The sequence below is a fragment of the Paenibacillus sp. MB22_1 genome (genome assembly GCF_047200555.1).
In the GTDB taxonomy this organism is placed as follows: domain Bacteria; phylum Bacillota; class Bacilli; order Paenibacillales; family Paenibacillaceae; genus Fontibacillus; species Fontibacillus phoenicis.
Map to the genome: position 1 here is coordinate 968370 of NZ_JBLADV010000001.1, position 16922 is coordinate 985291.

At 54.5% G+C, this 16922-nt stretch carries 21 protein-coding genes; 17 read left to right on the forward strand and 4 right to left on the reverse strand.

Annotated elements, in window-relative coordinates; genetic code table 11:
- Window positions 1–40: 40 nt before the first annotated feature.
- On the forward strand, window positions 41–1171 hold the full coding sequence (locus tag ACL02P_RS04360; RefSeq protein WP_412836870.1) for a M20/M25/M40 family metallo-hydrolase: 1131 nt from the start codon (window positions 41–43) through the stop codon (window positions 1169–1171).
- Window positions 1172–1258: 87 nt separating this feature from the next.
- On the opposite strand, the gene ACL02P_RS04365 is transcribed toward ACL02P_RS04360, so the two are convergent.
- Together ACL02P_RS04365 and mciZ are read right to left on the reverse strand one after the other, a co-directional pair.
- Entirely contained in the window at window positions 1259–1822 is a 564-nt protein-coding gene (locus ACL02P_RS04365) for a tetratricopeptide repeat protein (protein WP_009225809.1), read from the reverse strand.
- A 3-nt stretch (window positions 1823–1825) separates the two neighbouring features.
- Window positions 1826–2005 (reverse strand): Z-ring formation inhibitor MciZ, encoded by a 180-nt coding sequence (mciZ, locus tag ACL02P_RS04370; protein WP_009225810.1) that lies wholly within the window; start codon window positions 2003–2005, stop codon window positions 1826–1828.
- A gap of 108 nt (window positions 2006–2113) precedes the next feature.
- Between mciZ and ACL02P_RS04375 the strand changes: the two genes are divergently transcribed.
- The 13 genes from ACL02P_RS04375 to sigF all read left to right on the forward strand — a co-directional run bounded on the left by ACL02P_RS04375 (window position 2114) and on the right by sigF (window position 13527).
- A complete protein-coding gene (locus ACL02P_RS04375) occupies window positions 2114–2680 on the forward strand; it encodes an NUDIX hydrolase (RefSeq protein WP_260070653.1) in 567 nt (188 codons plus the stop codon).
- Entirely contained in the window at window positions 2677–3885 is a 1209-nt protein-coding gene (locus tag ACL02P_RS04380) for an endonuclease Q family protein (RefSeq protein WP_412836871.1), read from the forward strand. The genes ACL02P_RS04375 and ACL02P_RS04380 overlap by 4 nt, the downstream gene beginning before the upstream one ends.
- Window positions 3886–3984: 99 nt before the next feature.
- Window positions 3985–4611, forward strand: a complete 627-nt coding sequence (spoIIM, locus tag ACL02P_RS04385) for a stage II sporulation protein M (protein WP_009225813.1) — start codon at window positions 3985–3987, stop codon at window positions 4609–4611.
- A 227-nt stretch (window positions 4612–4838) separates the two neighbouring features.
- Entirely contained in the window at window positions 4839–5312 is a 474-nt protein-coding gene (locus tag ACL02P_RS04390; protein ID WP_009225814.1) for a Fur family transcriptional regulator, read from the forward strand.
- 198 nt (window positions 5313–5510) lie between these two features.
- On the forward strand, window positions 5511–5747 hold the full coding sequence (locus tag ACL02P_RS04395) for a DUF4227 family protein (RefSeq protein ID WP_036645787.1): 237 nt from the start codon (window positions 5511–5513) through the stop codon (window positions 5745–5747).
- A gap of 106 nt (window positions 5748–5853) precedes the next feature.
- On the forward strand, window positions 5854–6825 hold the full coding sequence (xerD, locus tag ACL02P_RS04400; RefSeq protein WP_412836872.1) for a site-specific tyrosine recombinase XerD: 972 nt from the start codon (window positions 5854–5856) through the stop codon (window positions 6823–6825).
- Window positions 6826–6858: 33 nt separating this feature from the next.
- On the forward strand, window positions 6859–8046 hold the full coding sequence (gene deoB, locus ACL02P_RS04405; protein WP_260070656.1) for a phosphopentomutase: 1188 nt from the start codon (window positions 6859–6861) through the stop codon (window positions 8044–8046).
- 51 nt (window positions 8047–8097) lie between these two features.
- Window positions 8098–8934: a purine-nucleoside phosphorylase gene (locus tag ACL02P_RS04410; RefSeq protein ID WP_009225818.1), complete on the forward strand. Its 837-nt coding sequence runs from the start codon at window positions 8098–8100 to the stop codon at window positions 8932–8934.
- 21 nt (window positions 8935–8955) lie between these two features.
- Complete coding sequence (locus tag ACL02P_RS04415) at window positions 8956–10287, forward strand: pyrimidine-nucleoside phosphorylase (RefSeq protein ID WP_009225819.1); 1332 nt, start codon at window positions 8956–8958, stop codon at window positions 10285–10287.
- Window positions 10288–10667: 380 nt separating this feature from the next.
- A complete protein-coding gene (locus ACL02P_RS04420; RefSeq protein ID WP_412836873.1) occupies window positions 10668–11858 on the forward strand; it encodes a D-alanyl-D-alanine carboxypeptidase family protein in 1191 nt (396 codons plus the stop codon).
- A 90-nt stretch (window positions 11859–11948) separates the two neighbouring features.
- Entirely contained in the window at window positions 11949–12302 is a 354-nt protein-coding gene (gene spoIIAA, locus ACL02P_RS04425; protein ID WP_260071271.1) for an anti-sigma F factor antagonist, read from the forward strand.
- 29 nt (window positions 12303–12331) lie between these two features.
- Window positions 12332–12760 (forward strand): anti-sigma F factor, encoded by a 429-nt coding sequence (gene spoIIAB, locus ACL02P_RS04430; RefSeq protein ID WP_260071275.1) that lies wholly within the window; start codon window positions 12332–12334, stop codon window positions 12758–12760.
- 11 nt (window positions 12761–12771) lie between these two features.
- Window positions 12772–13527 carry an RNA polymerase sporulation sigma factor SigF gene (gene sigF, locus ACL02P_RS04435; RefSeq protein ID WP_016311742.1) on the forward strand — a complete coding sequence of 252 codons (756 nt, stop codon included), beginning with the start codon at window positions 12772–12774 and terminating at the stop codon, window positions 13525–13527.
- Window positions 13528–13605: 78 nt separating this feature from the next.
- On the opposite strand, the gene ACL02P_RS04440 is transcribed toward sigF, so the two are convergent.
- Both ACL02P_RS04440 and ACL02P_RS04445 read right to left on the reverse strand, forming a co-directional pair.
- Entirely contained in the window at window positions 13606–14148 is a 543-nt protein-coding gene (locus tag ACL02P_RS04440) for a chromate transporter (RefSeq protein ID WP_323076772.1), read from the reverse strand.
- The gene (locus ACL02P_RS04445) at window positions 14145–14747 is read right to left on the reverse strand and encodes a chromate transporter (protein WP_009225825.1); all 603 of its coding nucleotides are present in this window, start codon (window positions 14745–14747) and stop codon (window positions 14145–14147) included. Before ACL02P_RS04445 ends, ACL02P_RS04440 begins: the two co-directional genes overlap by 4 nt.
- Window positions 14748–14986: 239 nt before the next feature.
- Between ACL02P_RS04445 and deoD the strand changes: the two genes are divergently transcribed.
- From deoD to ACL02P_RS04460, 3 genes are all read left to right on the forward strand, one after another.
- Window positions 14987–15694 (forward strand): purine-nucleoside phosphorylase, encoded by a 708-nt coding sequence (deoD, locus tag ACL02P_RS04450; RefSeq protein ID WP_260071269.1) that lies wholly within the window; start codon window positions 14987–14989, stop codon window positions 15692–15694.
- A 142-nt stretch (window positions 15695–15836) separates the two neighbouring features.
- Window positions 15837–16478, forward strand: a complete 642-nt coding sequence (locus ACL02P_RS04455) for a stage V sporulation protein AA (RefSeq protein ID WP_339299246.1) — start codon at window positions 15837–15839, stop codon at window positions 16476–16478.
- A complete protein-coding gene (locus ACL02P_RS04460) occupies window positions 16478–16900 on the forward strand; it encodes a stage V sporulation protein AB (RefSeq protein ID WP_260071267.1) in 423 nt (140 codons plus the stop codon). Before ACL02P_RS04455 ends, ACL02P_RS04460 begins: the two co-directional genes overlap by 1 nt.
- Window positions 16901–16922 lie beyond the last annotated feature (22 nt).

Genomic DNA, 16922 nt, shown 5'->3' on the forward strand with positions numbered 1-16922 from the left:
TCACTCTTATTATCGTATCGAAGAAAGCGGGGAAAGTCCAATGATTAACGAGGAACGCCTCATCGGACAATTTCTGGAGCTGGTGCAGATTGACAGCGAAACGAAGCATGAGCGCCAAATTGCCGATGTGTTAAAACGGAAATTCAGCGAATTGGGACTGGACGTTGTGGAGGACGGTTCGCAGGCAGTGACGGGACATGGTGCCGGGAACCTGATCGCCACGTTAAAAGCCAGTGAAGGCGTGTCCGCTGAACCCTTCCTGTTCACCTGCCACATGGATACCGTCACCCCAGGCAAGGGGATTAAACCGGTTGTTGGGGAGGACGGATGGATTCGCAGCGACGGCACGACGATCCTCGGAGCGGACGACAAAGCGGGTGTGGCGGTGCTGCTGGAGCTGATTCAAGTCCTGCAGGAGAAGCAAATTCCGCACGGTCAAATCCAGTTTGTCATCTCGGCTGGCGAGGAATCGAGCCTGCGCGGAGCGCGGGCGCTGGAGGCGCAGTATGTCGATTCGAAGTTCGGGTTCGCGATTGACACCGGCGGTGAAGTGGGCACGATTTGTGTTGGCGCACCCACGCAGGCACGGGTTGAAATCGAGATCTACGGCAAAGCGGCCCATGCCGGGGTCAATCCGGAAGACGGCATCAGTGCCATTCAGGTAGCCGGCAAGGCGCTGGCTCGTATGAAGCTCGGGCGTATTGACTCGGAGACAACCGCCAACATCGGCAAGTTTGAAGGCGGCGGCGCGACGAACATCGTTCCGGATCACGTCATTTTATATGGCGAAGCGCGTAGCATGTCCCAGGAGAAGGTCGATAAGCAGCTGCAGGACATGAAAGAAGCGGTGGAATCCGCATGCCGCGACTTTGGAGCCAAGGGGGAATTCCGCAGTGAGGTGCTGTACCGGGCGTTCCGGATCCCGGAGGAGGCTCCCGTTCTGCGGATCGCTAAGCAAGCGGCGGCTGCGCTCGGACTTGCGGGAACGACGTTTACGACGGGCGGCGGCAGCGACGCGAACATCTTTAACAGCCTGGGGATTCCAACGGTGAATCTGGCGATCAGCTATGAGGACATCCATACAACCAATGAAAGAATCAAGAAGGACGATCTCGTCAAAACTGCGCAGCTTGCGCTGGAGATCGTTCGTCAATCGGTATCCTCTTCTTGATCCCTTAAGGATGTCAGAATGCCCGGTGCGCTATTTCGCACCGGGCTTTTTTTGCAGGATGACGGCTGTTCCCCGGATTGGTTCGCATTAATGCAGTCGAGTAGACGGTTTGGCCGGGAAGTGACGAACCTGCGCAGGACTCCATTCGGTATGCCAGCCTGAAGCTTGAATTAAGTTCAAAGCTTGGTGGAAGTCGTCTAAATATTTGCAAATTTTCTCCTGCTCCGATTTAGGCGGGTGATACAGTTGGATTCGTCGCTCCAGATTGGCGATCGCCTGCTGCAAGTAACAGGAGGCTGCGCCGAAACGAGCTGCCGCGAAATCGGGATTCCGCTCGGCAAGCGCTTCAAAGATGGGAGCGGCTTCTTCGTATTGTCTCTCATCGTAACAAATTTCCGCCCAAATCAGGCTTAGCTCCAAAAAGGGGGGAGTGGGCTCGCGAAGCAACCGAGGTTCGATCTGCAGTAGTCGTTCTTTGGCTAGTGCGACATAACCTTCTTTATATAAAGATTGGATCAGCTCGCTAAGCAAATAATTGTCCATCTGCCCCGCCAGCTGTTCAGCAACGTCAATCTGACCTGTGGATACGGCGTTCTGGATCATTTCTACGAGTTTTCCCATATTTTTAGGCTGTCCGGTAGGACTGCGCATAATTCACCCCCTCCTTTTATTAACCGGATTTCCCTTAATTGAATAACTATTTTGATAGGAATGAATCAAATCGGTGATTTTTACGTCACGTCCTGATTCTTTTTTCCATTGGGACAGCAGAAGGCGAATCTGCCAAGCTTTGCCCTGAGCGCGTACACGGTCTTCCGTGAAATAGCTTTTCATAAGGGGGCTCCTTTCCGAACGGTTTGGTATAATAACACCATATGTCCGGTGCGGACAAGTTATGTATGGTTGGAACGGTTGATGACTCGATTAAGGGAGGAAAAAGAAATGGCAGCCAACGATAAATTAAAGGAAACCACGGTTTCGACAGAGCCGGTCTTTCAGGGGAGAGTGATCTCCCTGCAAATTGATACCGTCAAGCTGCCGGACGGAACGACGGCAACCCGTGAAATTGTGAAGCATCCGGGTGCGGTCGCCGTGCTGGCGGTGCATGAGGGACGATTGCTGCTGGTGGACCAATATCGCCAGGCGATGGGCCGGTGTGAATTGGAGATTCCGGCGGGCAAATTGGAACCAGGGGAAGATCCTGCGGAAGCGGCGGTCCGTGAGCTGCAGGAGGAGACCGGGTATCGCTGCGATAAATTGACGCATTTGCACTCATTCTATACTTCGCCGGGGTTCGCAGATGAAATTATCCATCTCTATTTGGCCGAGCAGTTGAGTCCAGGAGAAATGTCGCCGGATGTTGACGAATTCCTTGAGGTTCAGGAAGTGACGCTGGAGGAGGCACTTGGCCTGATTGCGGAAGGGCGGATTGCGGATGCCAAAACGATTATGGCGGTGTATATTTGGCAGCTTAAGGATGCTCGCGCACAGGCAGAGGCAAGACCATGAGTTCGAGCTCCACAACAACCTCGGCCGCGCTTACGACCGTTTTCGCCGATTTGCATATTCACATCGGACGAACCGGGCGGGGGGAGCCGGTGAAGATTAGCGGCAGCCGTGATCTGACCTTCGCTGGAATCGCCAGGGAGGCTTCGCAACGCAAGGGCATCGGGCTTGTTGGCATCATTGACTGTCATGCCCCCGGGGTACAGGAGGATATCGACCGGTGCCTGGAGCAGGGGGAGATGCAGGAACTGAAGGATGGCGGCATCACCTATCAGGGGACGACGATTTTGCTGGGCTGCGAGCTGGAAATCCGTGAACCGGGGATGGGGCCGGCGCATTTGCTTGCTTTTTTCCCGCACCTGGAGACGATTCGTGGCTTTACGGATTGGCTGAAGCCAAGGATGAAGAATGTTGGGCTAAGCTCGCAGCGCGTGTACGCTCCGGCGGTCACGCTGCAGGAGGAGGTGTATGCCCGCGGTGGTATGATCATTCCCGCACATATTTTCACGCCGCATCGCAGCATTTACGGAAGCTGTGCCCCCCGGATGTCGGATGTGTTGGATCTTTCTCTAATTAGCGCGGTGGAGCTGGGGCTCAGCGCCGATACGGAGATGGCTGGATTGATCAGCGAGCTCGATCCTTTTCCGATCTTAACCAATTCCGACGCTCACTCGCTGGGCAAAATCGGGCGGGAATACAATGAGCTGCGGCTGAAGGAAGCGAGCTATCTTGAATTCGCTAAGGCGCTGCGGCGCGAGGAGGGGCGCCTAGTGGCCGGGAATTACGGGCTGAACCCCCGCCTTGGCAAATACCACCGGACCTACTGCAGCAACTGCAACTATATCATCGATGAGGCAGAAGCCAACGTGGAGCGATGTCCTTATTGCGGCAACCCGAAGCTGGTGCGGGGTGTGCTTGACCGCATCCGCTCAATCGCAGATCGATCTGAGCCCAGCGTACCGCTTCATCGTCCGCCGTATCATTACCAGGTTCCCCTGGAGTTTATCCCCGGCCTTGGGCCGGCGAAATTAGAGCTGCTGCTGGAGCGGTTCGGCACGGAGATGAACATCCTGCATCATGTGCCGGAGGCGGAGCTGGCTGAAGCGGTGGGAGCGGAACTGGCCCAACTTATTGGCATGGCCCGCAGCGGTAGGCTCGAACTTAGCGCCGGAGGCGGCGGAATCTATGGCAAAGTGAAAAAGTCTTAATCTGCAGGTGGTGGTCCGGCAAGCGGCAGGCATAAGCGAGCAGGCTTGTTCATAGGGATAGGATAAGACCCTATAGAACAAGCTAGGAGGCAAAATTCGATGCTGCACCCCATTCGTCATACACTCAAAGACCAAACGCCGCTATATGTTTTTGTTTCCGTGCTGTTTTTAATGGGCGTCGTATTCGGCGCGCTGATGGTCAACGCATTAACGTTGGAACAACAACAGGATATCTCCCGGTATTTGGGTGATTTCTTTCTATCGATCAATGAAGGCGGGTTCGAGTTTCAGCCGATGATGTTCTGGCAAGTCGCTGCCTTGCATTTAAAATGGCTTGGCTTGATCTGGCTATTGGGATTATCCGTGATCGGACTCCCAGGGATCTTAATTCTCGATTTTCTAAAAGGAGTATTGATCGGCTTTACAGTTGGCTATCTGGTTGGCCAATATACCTGGAAGGGGCTGCTATTCGCCCTCGTGTCCGTAGCGCCGCACAATCTGATCGTGATTCCGGCCCTGCTGATCGCCAGCGTCGCAGCGGTGAGCTTCTCGCTCAACATCATTCGCTCGCGTGTGTTAATGAGCCGTCCCGGCCAAGCCACCCGGCCTTTCCTGTCGTATACAGGGCTGACGCTGGCCATGGCTGCGGTGCTACTCGCCATCTCTTCCTTCGAAACGTGGGTGACTCCGGTGATGATGAGCTGGGTTACGCCATTGATTGCTTGAATTCATGCTTGTGTAGGAAAATAAATCCCCCGCACCTGGCTGCTGGCCTAGTCGGGGGATATTCGTTTTTCCTAGCACGTTCTACTAAATTGTGACATCCTGGTGATGTGCCATCCTCAAGATTTTGCAATCTACCAAAATGTTTGACTTTGTTGAATATCTCCCCCTATAATGAAAGAAGTGGTCATGAACTTATTGGATGTGCGGCAAGGCTGGGGAGGGATAACATGGAAGCAAAGATCGAAAAAATCAAACAGCAGTTACAATCCCACGGTTACAAATTGACGCCCCAGCGGGAAGCCACGGTACGCGTTTTGCTCGAAAATGAAGACGATCATCTTAGTGCGGAAGATGTTTTCATGCTCGTCAAAGACAAGGCGCCGGAGATCGGCCTGGCCACGGTCTATCGAACATTGGAATTGCTCAGCGAGCTTCACGTTGTGGAGAAGATCAACTTCGGCGACGGTGTAGCCCGGTACGACTTGCGTACCGATACGACCAAACATCATCACCACCATTTGATCTGTGTTCAGTGTGGGGCAATGGATGAAATCCGCGAGGATTGGCTTGGACCGCTCGAGGAACGCTTGGAGAAGGAATTCAATTTTACGGTGCTGGATCACCGGTTGGATTTTCAAGGCATTTGTTACCGATGCAAGGACAAGAATAACGATTCGCCTGGAACAGACAATAAGAAATAACTTCGTTAAGCCGAGCTCTTTACGGCCCTGCCGTAGGGAGCTTTTTACGTTGCCTCGCACGAAGGGAAACGCCGCATAAGCCGCATAACCGATGAAGTCATTTCCGCATACTCCCTAGTCTCTCTCTATATACTTAATACATAGGGCGTCCTAGCAGATAATCGGGCGCCTCCACAAATGATAGAGAGGGTGGGGCTCATGGTCATCTCGCTTCGAAAATGGCTCAGAACAGGGAAATATTTGATCCTGTTTGTCGCACTTGCGTATACTTTTTATAAGGCGCTAGGACTGCTGGACGATTACCTATTTCGTGAGGACAAGTACCGCGTTCCCGAAGGCTCTGCGGTGAAAGTATTTTATGAAGGCGTACCCGGAAATAACATGATGGAGACCATGACGGAGCGGCTGAAATTATTTTTCTGGTATGGAGAGTAGTTCATTGTCAGGGGGAGCAGGGAAATTTCGCAGGGATGTGGAAATAGTAATCAAGGCGGATGGCTGAAGATATTGCATTTGATAACCAAGAAAGGAGGCGCAGTGCATGGAACGGGATGCGGCCTCTTTTATTTCGTTTTTGGCCGGGCAACGGGGATTAAGTGAAGCAACGCGGGAGTCCTATGCGCGGGATCTCAAGCAGTACATAAGCTATTTGCAATCGAAGCAGATCAGCGATTATCGCCAAGTGACCCGTGCGGGCATCTTGCTCTATTTCGCTTACTTGAAAGATCTCGGCAAGGCGCCGGCAACGATTCAACGCGTGTCTGTCACCCTTCGCGCTTTCTTTCGGTATTTACTGCAGGAACGGCGGATTGAGCAGGATCCCTTCATCATGCTGGAAATGCCCAAAGTCGAAAAAAAACCGCCGCAAACCCTCACCGTGGAGGAAACTGAACGGCTGCTGGAAGCCCCAAAGCCCGACACGCCGTTAGGCTTAAGGGACAAGGCCATGCTTGAGCTGCTCTATGCAACCGGCATCCGCGTATCCGAGCTGATCTCGCTGAACAAGGACGACGTGAACCTGGAGCTTCATTTTCTCCGCTGCACCGGGGAGCGGGGGAAGGAACGCATTCTTCCGTTTGGAGGAGTCACGGCGGAATGGCTTGATTTGTATTTAAGGGAAGGACGCAGCCATTTGATTCTGGATGAGAGGGAGAACCCGGCTCTTTTCCCGAACCGTCGGGGCGGGCGGATTAGCCGCCAAGGCTTCTGGAAGCTGATGAAGAAGTATGGCCAGGAAGCAGGGATTACGTCCGATATTACGCCGCATACGCTGCGCCATTCCTTCGCCGTTCATCTGCTGGAGCGGGGGGCGGACGTGAGATCGGTACAGGAGCTGCTGGGGCATTCTGATGCTTCCACGATTCAAATGTATATAAGCCGTTCAAGGTTCAATCTGAAGACGGTCTACGACGCTTTTCATCCGCGGGCGATGCGGGAGTCTATGGCGCCGGAAGCCGCACAAGAAGGGGACCCGAAGGATCGTCAGAATGGTTTTCCTTCTGGGAAGGGATAACTATAGCTGCATAGATTAAAGGAGTGATAGAAGATGGAAAATGGAAATCGTTTTAGAAAAATGACCGTCATCGTCCTCGACAGCGTGGGGATCGGCGAACTGCCAGACGCCAAAAAATTCGGTGACGAAGGTGCGCATACGCTGGGGCATATTTTGCAAACCGTACCGGGTACTAAGCTGCCTAACCTGCAAAAATTAGGACTGGGGAATATCGCGGAGCTGCCGAATCTGGATCCAGTGGACGAGCCGTTGGCTTACTTCGGTAAAATGGCTGAGATCTCTGCGGGCAAGGATACGATGACCGGCCACTGGGAGCTGATGGGTCTGAAGATCGAGACTCCGTTCCAAACATATCCCAATGGCTTCCCGCGTGATTTGATCGCTCGCTTCGAGCAGGAAACGGGGCGTAAAATCATCGGCAACAAGCCGGCTTCCGGTACGGAAATTTTGGTGGAGCTCGGGGAAGAGCATATGAAAACCGGAAGCTGGATCGTGTACACCTCGGCGGACAGCGTATTTCAAATTGCGGCCCATGAAGAGATTATCCCGCTGCCGGAGCTGTACCGGGCTTGCGAAATCGCTCGTCGGCTGACGCTTGAGCCGGAGCATTCCGTTGGGCGCGTAATCGCCCGTCCGTTTATCGGTCAACCGGGCAACTTCCAGCGCACGCCAAACCGCCACGATTATGCGGTAAAACCGCCGGAACCAACAGTACTAAACGCGTTGAAAAATGCCGGCAAGGAAGTGGTAGCCATCGGGAAGATTGGCGATATTTTCTCCGGGGAAGGGATTACCGCTTCGTATCCAACGAAGAGCAACCAGCATGGGATCGAAGAAACGCTGCAGCGGATCGGCCAGGATTTCACCGGCATGCTGTTCACGAACCTGGTGGATTTCGACTCCTTGTACGGCCATCGTCGCGACCCGCAGGGCTACGCCCGTGCGTTGGAGGAGTTTGATGCGGCGGTACCGGATTTGTTGAAAAATGTGGGTGAGAACGACTTGCTGATCATTACGGCCGACCACGGCAACGATCCGATTCATGCCGGAACGGACCATACCCGCGAATACGTGCCGTTGCTTGTTTACGGGCCAAGCCTGAAAAAGCCGGGCAGCCTGGGCATCCGGGCAACGTATGCCGATTTGGCCGCGACGATCGCCGACAATTTCGGGGTGCATGCAACCGAGCACGGAAAGAGCTTCTTACACGAACTCGTTTAAGAGTAGAAGTTCAACTGTCATCTATAGCTTGTGAACCAGGAGGATTTTGATATGACGACGACATTAAACATTGGCATGATCCGGGAGGCAGCGGATTATATCCGTTCCCGGTCGACGCTTACGCCAAAGGTAGGATTAATTCTGGGCTCTGGATTGGGCGTATTGGCTGATCATATTGAGGAGCCGGTCAGCATCAGCTACCGCGATATCCCGTTCTTTCCGCAGTCGACGGTAGAAGGCCACGCGGGTGAACTGTTGATCGGGACGGTGCAAGGCACGCCGGTCGTGCTGATGAAAGGCCGCTTCCACATGTACGAAGGATACGGGCCGGAAATGACTGCTTTCCCGGTACGGGTCATGAAGGAGCTGGGTGTTACAACGCTGCTGGTCACGAACGCGGCTGGTGGGGTGAACACGTCCTATGAGCCAGGGGATCTCATGCTGATCTCCGACCATCTGAATCTCACAGGCCGTAATCCGTTGGTAGGTCCAAACGACGAGGAGCTGGGACCGCGCTTCCCGGACATGTCCCAAGCGTACAGCCGCCGTCTGCGTGAGATCGCACGGAAGGTCGCTGCAAACAAAGGAGTGCCTCTGCAAGAGGGCGTCTATGCCGGCTTGCTGGGCCCAACCTATGAGACGCCTGCGGAAATCCGCATGCTGCGGACGCTTGGTGCTGACGCGGTAGGGATGTCCACCGTTTCGGAAACGATCGTCGCCCGCCATGCCGGCATCGAGGTGCTGGGGATTTCCTGCATCAGCAATATGGCGGCAGGTATTTTGGACCAGCCGTTGTCCCACCAGGAGGTTATGGAGACGACCGAGCGCGTGCGCGAGAAGTTTCTAAGCCTTGTATTGTCCATTATCCCGGAAATTGGCGAAGCTTAAGAAGAACGGAGGCAGGGAGCGATGAGAGCGGTAGATCTGATCCGTAAAAAAAGGGACGGCCAGGAGCTGACGAGCGAGGAAATTGGCTTTTTGGTCAAAGGGTACAGCGAGGGGCAGATCCCCGACTACCAAATGTCCGCATGGGCGATGGCCGTTTATTATCAAGGGATGAGCGCCCGGGAGACGGCCGACCTGACGATGGCGATGGCCGGTTCCGGGGATACGATTGACCTCGGCTCCATCCGTGGCATTAAGGTCGACAAGCATTCGACTGGCGGGGTTGGCGATAAAACAACCGTCGTATTGGGCCCGCTCGTGGCGGCTGCCGGCGTGCCGGTCGCGAAGATGTCCGGCCGGGGGCTGGGGCATACCGGCGGGACGATCGACAAGCTGGAAGCGATCTCGGGATTCTCTGTAGAGCTTACGAAGGAGCAATTTTTCCGCCAGGTGAACGAAATTGGCCTCGCGGTCGTCGGCCAAAGCGGCAATATGACACCAGCCGACAAGAAGCTGTATGCGCTGCGGGATGTCACCGCGACGGTGGATTCCATCCCGCTGATCGCCAGCAGCGTCATGAGCAAGAAGATCGCCGCCGGCGCAGATGCCATTGTGCTGGACGTCAAGACCGGCAGCGGCGCGTTCATGAAGACGCTGGAGGACTCGATCCGTCTGGCCAAGGCCATGGTTGATATCGGCACGCAGGTTGGCCGCCGCACGGTTGCCGTGATCAGCGACATGGACCAACCGCTCGGTCACGCGATCGGCAATGCGCTGGAGATCAAGGAAGCCGTCGCAACGCTGCGGGGGGAAGGCCCGGCCGATCTCGAGGAGGTCTGCCTGATCCTGGCGTCGCACATGCTGATTCTCGGCGGCAAGGCGTCGAGCGAGGAAGAGGCTAAAGCCATGCTGGTCGAACAGATCAACAGCGGGCAAGCGCTGGAGAAGCTGAAGCAAATGGTTGCGGCGCAAGGCGGAAACACGGAGCAGATCGACCATCCAGAGCTGCTGCCGGAAGCGGAGCTGAAGGTGGACGTGAAGGCGACCGCGGGCGGATTTGTTGAATCGATTCAGGCTGAGGAGATCGGCCTCGCCGCCATGATGCTTGGGGCGGGCCGGGAAACGAAGGAATCCGTCATCGACTTGGCTGCCGGCGTAGAGCTGCGCAAGAAAATCGGCGATCCGGTTGAGGCGGGCGAAACGCTGGCGGTGCTGCATCTGAACCGCAGCCATGAAGCAGGCCTCGCGGAGGCGGAGCGGCGCATTCTAAACGCTTACGGCATTTCCAGCACGAAGGTGCCGCGCCGGCCGCTGGTTTTTGCGCTGGTGACGCCGGACGGGATCAAGCGGTTCTGAGCGGTTTGGAATTTGCACCGGACAGCCGAAAGTTGCATGACGAAATAGCGGTATAAAATGGCCTTGTTTTCGCTGAACGAAGGATTTATGGAGAAATAGAGGAATGGAATGGCCTTATTTTGGGCTGCAGACGATCAAACGGGGATATTTCCGCTTCCATCCGAAGAATAAGGGTAAAAAGTTCCTCTATTTGCGAATCAACGCCTCATATCAACAAAATAAGGCCTAAAACTTCCCTTATTCAAAGGGTTGTGGCATGTAACGCCAAGAAATCAAACGCCGAAAGGCGTTTTTTCTTTTGGTGCCAGGAATATTATTCCTCTTTCATGCCGATACTAGGTTAGCAGAATCCAGACTTATGTCTAGAAGGAGGATAAACCTTGAAAAGACGGATGTTGACCTGGTTTGCCGCGTTCGTATTGGCCGTATCGGTGTGGCCGACCACCACCAGCGCAGAACATGGCGGACCGCACGTCGGGGATGATGAAATCGCATTGGCGGAAAATGCGCTGTCCGCCGTCTTGATCGATGCCGATACCGGCACGGTGATTTACGAGAAGAAGAGTCATGAGAAACTGCCTCCCGCCAGCATTACCAAGATTATGACGATGCTGCTGACGATGGAGGCGATCGATAACGGTACGCTGAAGCTGACCGATAAGGTGACTGCCAGCGAATATGCGGCATCTATGGGCGGCTCGCAGATCTTCCTGGAGCCGGGAGAAACGATGACCGTGGCTGAGCTGCTGAAGGGCGTGGCCATGGCGTCCGGGAACGATGCGTCCGTGGCGCTTGCCGAGAAAATCGCCGGCTCGGAAAAAGCGTTCGTCAAAATGATGAACGAACGGGCGCAGCAGCTCGGGTTAAAAGATACGCATTTTGCGAACTGTAACGGCTTGCCGGTGGTGGACCATTATAGCTCTGCTTACGATATCGCCATCATGAGCCGAGAGCTGCTGAAGCATGAGGAGATTACGAAGTATACCGGCGCGTACCAGGATTATTTGCGCCAAGGAACAGAGAAGCCGTTCTGGCTCGTGAACACGAACAAACTCGTGCGCTTCTACAGCGGGGCAGACGGCCTGAAGACCGGGTATACCTCGGAAGCGAAGTTCTGCCTTGCCGCTACCGCGAAACGTGACGGGCTGCGCTTAATCGCCGTAGTGCTTGGCGAGCCGAATACAAAAACGCGGAACAGCGAAGTCTCGGCGATGTTCGATTACGCCTTCTCGCAATACGCGCTGCTGCCGATTTATCAAGCGGGGGAAACGATCGGCAAAGTGAAGGTGCAGAAGGGGATGAGCGCTCAGCTGGAGCTGACCGCCGCCAAACCGCTAAACGTGTTGGTCAAAAAAGGCGTGAAGCAAGACAGTATCACACAAAAGCTGATCGCACCGAAAAAGCTTGCGGCACCGATTAAAGCCGGCCAAACGATCGGCAAGCTGGTCGTCTACCAGGATGGCCGCACGTTAACTGAGTTCGAGCTGACCGCCCCTGCGGACATTGATAAAGCGGGCTGGTGGACGTTGTTCAAGCGAACCGCCGCACACTTGTTTTTTGTAGATTCATAGGGCTTTTCTTCTAGTTTTGTCAGGCGGCAGGAATCCGGCCTGAGGTCGTAGAATTGTTGTGTTCATGTCTAGGGAGGAGAGTGAACAGGCGTGAATTTGCATGTGGAAATGGTAAGACACCGCGAGACATTAATTGTACGCTTGAGCGGGGAATTGGATCATCATACGGCGGACAACGTCCGCATGCGGATGGATGAAGAAATTGCCCGCGGAAACTGCCGCAATCTGGTGTTAAGCCTCAAAGAGCTGCAGTTTATGGATAGCTCCGGCATCGGCGTCATCCTCGGAAGATATAAGCTGATCAAGCAAAAGGGCGGGAAGATGGTCGTGTGCGACGTCAACCCGCCGGTATATCGACTGCTGGAAATGTCGGGATTGTTTAAGATTATGTCCATCTTCGAAAACGAGGATATGGCGCTGACTGAACTGGAGGTGGCCCTGTGAATACCAACGCGAATCAAGCCGGGAATTTCATGAAACTTCAGTTTGCCGCGAAGTCCGAAAACGAATCGTTTGCCCGGGTGACCGTCGCCGCCTTCGTATCCCAGCTGGATCCCACGATGGATGAGATCACCGACTTGAAGACGGTGGTTTCGGAAGCGGTCACCAACGCCATCATCCACGGATATGACGGGAACCCGGAAGGGATCGTCACCATTTCCGCCTCTATTGAGGGCGATACGGTGACTTTGATTATCGAGGATCAAGGCCGCGGTATCGAGGATGTGGAATTGGCGAAGCAGCCGCTTTATACGTCGAAGCCGGAACTGGAGCGCTCGGGGATGGGCTTTACGATCATGGAAAATTTCATGGATGAATTCGATGTGACCAGCGAGATTGGCGGGGGCACGCGCATTCGGATGAAGAAGAGGATTGTATCCAAGAAAGCTTTATACAATTAGGGGTTGGAGCTATGGATGCCGAAGTGAAGCAAATCTCGAGAGAGTTTTTGGACGACACGGAAGTGAAACGGTTGATCGCCCTGAGTCAATCCGGGGACAACGCTGCCAGAGACCGGCTGGTGAACTGCAACATTCGACTTGTCTGGTCCGTCGTGCAGCGGTTTATGAATCGGGGATACGAACCCGAGGATTTGTTTCAAATCGGCTGTATCGGCCTGCTGAAGTCGGTGGACAAGTTTGATCTCAGCTATGATGTGAAGTTTTCTACGTATGCGGTGCCGATGATCATCGGGGAAATTCAGCGTTTCCTGCGCGATGACGGGACGCTGAAGGTCAGCCGTTCGTTGAAGGAGATGGCGAACAAGGTTCGCAAGAAGAAGGATGAACTGTCCAAGCTGCTAGGCCGGCTTCCAACCGTGAAGGAAGTTGCCGATGAGCTGGGAGTTACTCCCGAGGATGTCGTGTTTGCCCAGGAGGCGAACAAACCGCCGGCATCCATTCACGAAACCGTATTTGAAAATGACGGCGATCCGATTACGCTGATGGATCAAATCGCTGATGAGACCCAGGAGCGCTGGTTTGATAAGCTGGCGCTGCATGAAGCGATCGACGGCTTAACCGACCGGGAGCGTCTAATCGTGTACCTAAGGTACTATCGCGACCAGACCCAATCGGAGGTGGCGACCCGGCTTGGGATATCCCAGGTTCAGGTGTCCAGGCTCGAGAAAAAAATATTGCAGAGCATTCGCGACCAGATCGCGCAATGAATTGGCAAGCCCTTCGGGCAGCATTTGCCTTAAACGGCACGCTGAACCGAGGGGCTTTTGCATTTATGCAGGTCGCGCTTACACGTAATGCTGGAGCACCAATCCGCCATAAATGAACGCGGCCACGATGACAAGAGCAGGATGAATTTTGCGGCGCTCCATCGCCCAGAACGCGATAGCAGCGATCGCCAGCGTCTGCCAGATGCCGATATCGTCTAAGGGCTCTTTGGCCATCCGCCAGGTAAGGGTGACCATCATGATGGCGATCACCGGCTGCACCAGCAAGGTCATCCCTTTGACGACGCTAGACTGGCGGTATTTGGCGAGCAGGCGGAGCAGCAGGATAAGGCCGGCCGCCGAGGGCAGCACGGTGCCCAGCAGCGCAAGTCCAAGGCCGATCCAACCGCCGACCTCAAAGCCTACGTAGGCGGCGATTTTGGTGGCGATGGGGCCTGGTAAGGCGTTGCCGAGGGCAAGCATATTGGAAAATTCCGCATCCGACAGCCAATGATAGTGGGGCACGATCTCCTGGTACATTAACGGAATGGAGGAGGGGCCTCCGCCATAGCCCAGCAAATTGGCGATCAGGAAGCCAAGCAGCAAGTTCAGCCAATCGATCATGGGCCATCTCCTTCCCCGTCCGGTCGCTTACGCTTGCTGCGGAAGCGCGCCATCGCTCGGTAATGTACGGCACCGTAGCCAAGGAACAGCACAATCACGAGCGCTGGATGAACTTGCAAGACCACCAGCAGCAATAGGGCCAGGAGCATGAACAGGATACCGGAGATGACGCCGAGCCCTTTGATTCCTTTTTTCGCAAATTCATAAGCCATGACTCCGAGCATAACGGCGATCACAGGCGAGACAGCCGCGATCATCCCTTTCACGACGCGAGACCCAGCTAGAAGATTCACAGCTGAGAGCAGCAGGAGCATCGCCAGGACACTGGGGAAGATGTGCATGATCACAGCATAGAACGCTCCCAGAACCCCTCTACGCTTATAGCCCAGGTAGGCGGCCATCTTCGTTGCGATGGGGCCGGGCAAGGCGTTGGCGATGGCGAGAATTTCGCCAAACTCTTCATCGCCAAGCCACTGATAACGCTTGACGGCATCGTGCCGGATCAAGGGGATGACGGAAGGTCCGCCACCGTAACCTAACACGCCGGTTCTAACCATGGATACGCCCAGGTCCAAATAATCTTTAAGATGAGGTTTCAAGCGGTTCCCTCCTTTGTTCTTAAGTTACCCGACTTCGCCCAATCCTAGAATAACCAGTCAACCCTATTATAGGGGGAAGGAGAGGGAAGCGGCGAAAAAATGTGCATCGTGAGGCAGGTGCATCAATGCATCAATACGGTTCTGCGGTGATTGCATCCATGTACGATGGTTGTCGCATCCTATATAATAAAGAGCGTTGATATCAATACCAAAATTGGAAGCAAGGGAGATACCAGAACATGAGTGTACATATCGCAGCGAAACCGGGAGAAATTGCCGAAACGATCCTGCTGCCTGGAGATCCGCTCCGGGCTAAATTTATCGCCGAGACGTATTTGAGCGACGTCATCTGTTATAACGAAGTGCGCGGCATGCTTGGCTTTACCGGAACGTATCAAGGGAAACGGATTTCGGTACAGGGTACCGGTATGGGCATCCCGTCGATTTCGATCTATGTGAATGAGCTGTTGAAGGAGTACGGTGTCCAAAATCTGATCCGTGTGGGGACTTGCGGCGGCATGCAGCCGCATGTGCACGTACGAGACGTTATTTTGGCTCAAGCTTCCTGTACCGATTCCAGCATGAACCGCCATGTCTTCAGCGGGTACGATTTTGCGCCGATCGCTAACTTTGAGTTGCTGAAGGCGGCTTATGAGCGCGGCGTGGAAAAAGGGCTGAAGCTGCATGTCGGCAACATTTTCAGCTCGGACATGTTCTATCGCGACGATACGAGTGTGACCCAGCTGCTGATGAAATACGGCGTGCTGGGAGTCGAAATGGAAACCACCGCCCTCTATACCCTGGCCGCCAAATACGGCGTGAAGGCGTTGACGATTCTGACCGTCAGCGACCATCTGCTGACTGGCGAGGAGACGTCGGCGGAGGAACGGCAAACGACGTTTAAGCAAATGATGGAAGTGGCTCTGGATACGGCAGCATCGCTGTAATCCCAGAAGAGCTCAATCGAATCAAGCATGGGAGCGGATGCGTAAGCATCGTCCCATGCTTTTTTTTGCGTGCAAGAGTAAGAGTAAAGCCCCCCCTCGCTTGGCATACTATGGGCAATACGCTAGTGGAAGGGTGGTCAGCATGGAGAATGAGTCCGCGTCCATCGTCTATTTGCGTCTGCGCAAGCAGGTCGGACTTCCCGCCGGGGTGCCGATCCGGCTGCGGGACGTAGCCCGTATGCTGGCAGAGCCGGAGCTGGAGGGCAAGCTGCTGGAGCTGGAGTTGGTCCGGCCGGAGCAACGTGACGGGAATCTGATCGTGATTGATACGCTGCAGGTCATTTCCGCGATCCAAGCGAGGTTTCCCGGGCTGCGGATTGAGCTGCTTGGCGAGCCCCATGTACTCGTGGAAATGATCAGAGCCGAGAAGAAGCCGTCTCTGCTGCTGTTTGCCTTAGTATGGCTGTTGCTCTTCTTTGGAGCGGCCTTGACCATCATGAACTTTCACGCCGACGTCAGCATGCCCGAGGTTCAGGTCCGGATCGTGGAGATGATCACGGGGGAGAAGGACGAGCATCCTTATCTATTTCAAGGGGCCTATTCCGTAGGTATCGGTTTTGGGATGATCGTATTCTTTAATCATTTGTTTAAGAAAAAATGGAACGAGGAACCCACCCCGCTCGAAGTTGAAATGTTCCTCTACCAGGAGAACCTGAACCAATACGTCGTTGCTGAAGAGTACAAAAAAATGCACCGCGCCGATTCAGCGGCGAAGCGAAGCTGATGTCACCTGTTGCTGCGGGGTTGGCGATCTTCCTTGGCCTGGCCGGCGGCATTGCTATTGGCGGAGGCGTGATCGCCTTATTTATCGTGCTCGACATGATTCCGCGCCTGGCCCAGGTGACAAATTCCTACGATAAGGTGCATTGGTATGAAGGGGCGATGATCGCCGGAGCGGTGATTGGCACGGTAGCGGACTTCTGGAACTGGAAGGTGGCCGGGCCATGGCTGATTACCGGCATCGTCGGTTTGTTTAACGGCGTTTTCGTGGGGATGCTGGCGGCGGCTTTGACCGAGGTGCTGAACGTACTTCCCATATTAGCCAAGAGGCTGCATATGCAGCGATATCTGTTTGGCTTCTTGCTCGCGATGGTGTTTGGCAAAATGGCGGGCTCCCTGTTTGAGTGGTTTATTTACAGACCGTGATTTGAAGAAACGGAGGTAAATG

Excerpts from the sequence above, each read along its gene's own strand:
- spoIIM (WP_009225813.1), top strand. The coding sequence starts at position 3,985 with ATGCTGCACCCCATTCGTCATACACTCAAAGACCAAACGCCGCTATAT.
- ACL02P_RS04415 (WP_009225819.1), top strand. The coding sequence starts at position 8,956 with ATGAGAGCGGTAGATCTGATCCGTAAAAAAAGGGACGGCCAGGAGCTG.
- ACL02P_RS04380 (WP_412836871.1), top strand. The coding sequence starts at position 2,677 with ATGAGTTCGAGCTCCACAACAACCTCGGCCGCGCTTACGACCGTTTTC.
- xerD (WP_412836872.1), top strand. The coding sequence starts at position 5,854 with ATGGAACGGGATGCGGCCTCTTTTATTTCGTTTTTGGCCGGGCAACGG.
- ACL02P_RS04460 (WP_260071267.1), top strand. The coding sequence starts at position 16,478 with ATGTCACCTGTTGCTGCGGGGTTGGCGATCTTCCTTGGCCTGGCCGGC.
- sigF (WP_016311742.1), top strand. The coding sequence starts at position 12,772 with ATGGATGCCGAAGTGAAGCAAATCTCGAGAGAGTTTTTGGACGACACG.
- deoB (WP_260070656.1), top strand. The coding sequence starts at position 6,859 with ATGGAAAATGGAAATCGTTTTAGAAAAATGACCGTCATCGTCCTCGAC.
- spoIIAB (WP_260071275.1), top strand. The coding sequence starts at position 12,332 with ATGAAACTTCAGTTTGCCGCGAAGTCCGAAAACGAATCGTTTGCCCGG.
- mciZ (WP_009225810.1), bottom strand. The coding sequence starts at position 2,005 with ATGAAAAGCTATTTCACGGAAGACCGTGTACGCGCTCAGGGCAAAGCT.
- ACL02P_RS04360 (WP_412836870.1), top strand. The coding sequence starts at position 41 with ATGATTAACGAGGAACGCCTCATCGGACAATTTCTGGAGCTGGTGCAG.
- deoD (WP_260071269.1), top strand. The coding sequence starts at position 14,987 with ATGAGTGTACATATCGCAGCGAAACCGGGAGAAATTGCCGAAACGATC.
- ACL02P_RS04410 (WP_009225818.1), top strand. The coding sequence starts at position 8,098 with ATGACGACGACATTAAACATTGGCATGATCCGGGAGGCAGCGGATTAT.
- ACL02P_RS04455 (WP_339299246.1), top strand. The coding sequence starts at position 15,837 with ATGGAGAATGAGTCCGCGTCCATCGTCTATTTGCGTCTGCGCAAGCAG.
- ACL02P_RS04440 (WP_323076772.1), bottom strand. The coding sequence starts at position 14,148 with ATGATCGATTGGCTGAACTTGCTGCTTGGCTTCCTGATCGCCAATTTG.
- ACL02P_RS04390 (WP_009225814.1), top strand. The coding sequence starts at position 4,839 with ATGGAAGCAAAGATCGAAAAAATCAAACAGCAGTTACAATCCCACGGT.
- ACL02P_RS04395 (WP_036645787.1), top strand. The coding sequence starts at position 5,511 with ATGGTCATCTCGCTTCGAAAATGGCTCAGAACAGGGAAATATTTGATC.
- ACL02P_RS04365 (WP_009225809.1), bottom strand. The coding sequence starts at position 1,822 with ATGCGCAGTCCTACCGGACAGCCTAAAAATATGGGAAAACTCGTAGAA.
- ACL02P_RS04375 (WP_260070653.1), top strand. The coding sequence starts at position 2,114 with ATGGCAGCCAACGATAAATTAAAGGAAACCACGGTTTCGACAGAGCCG.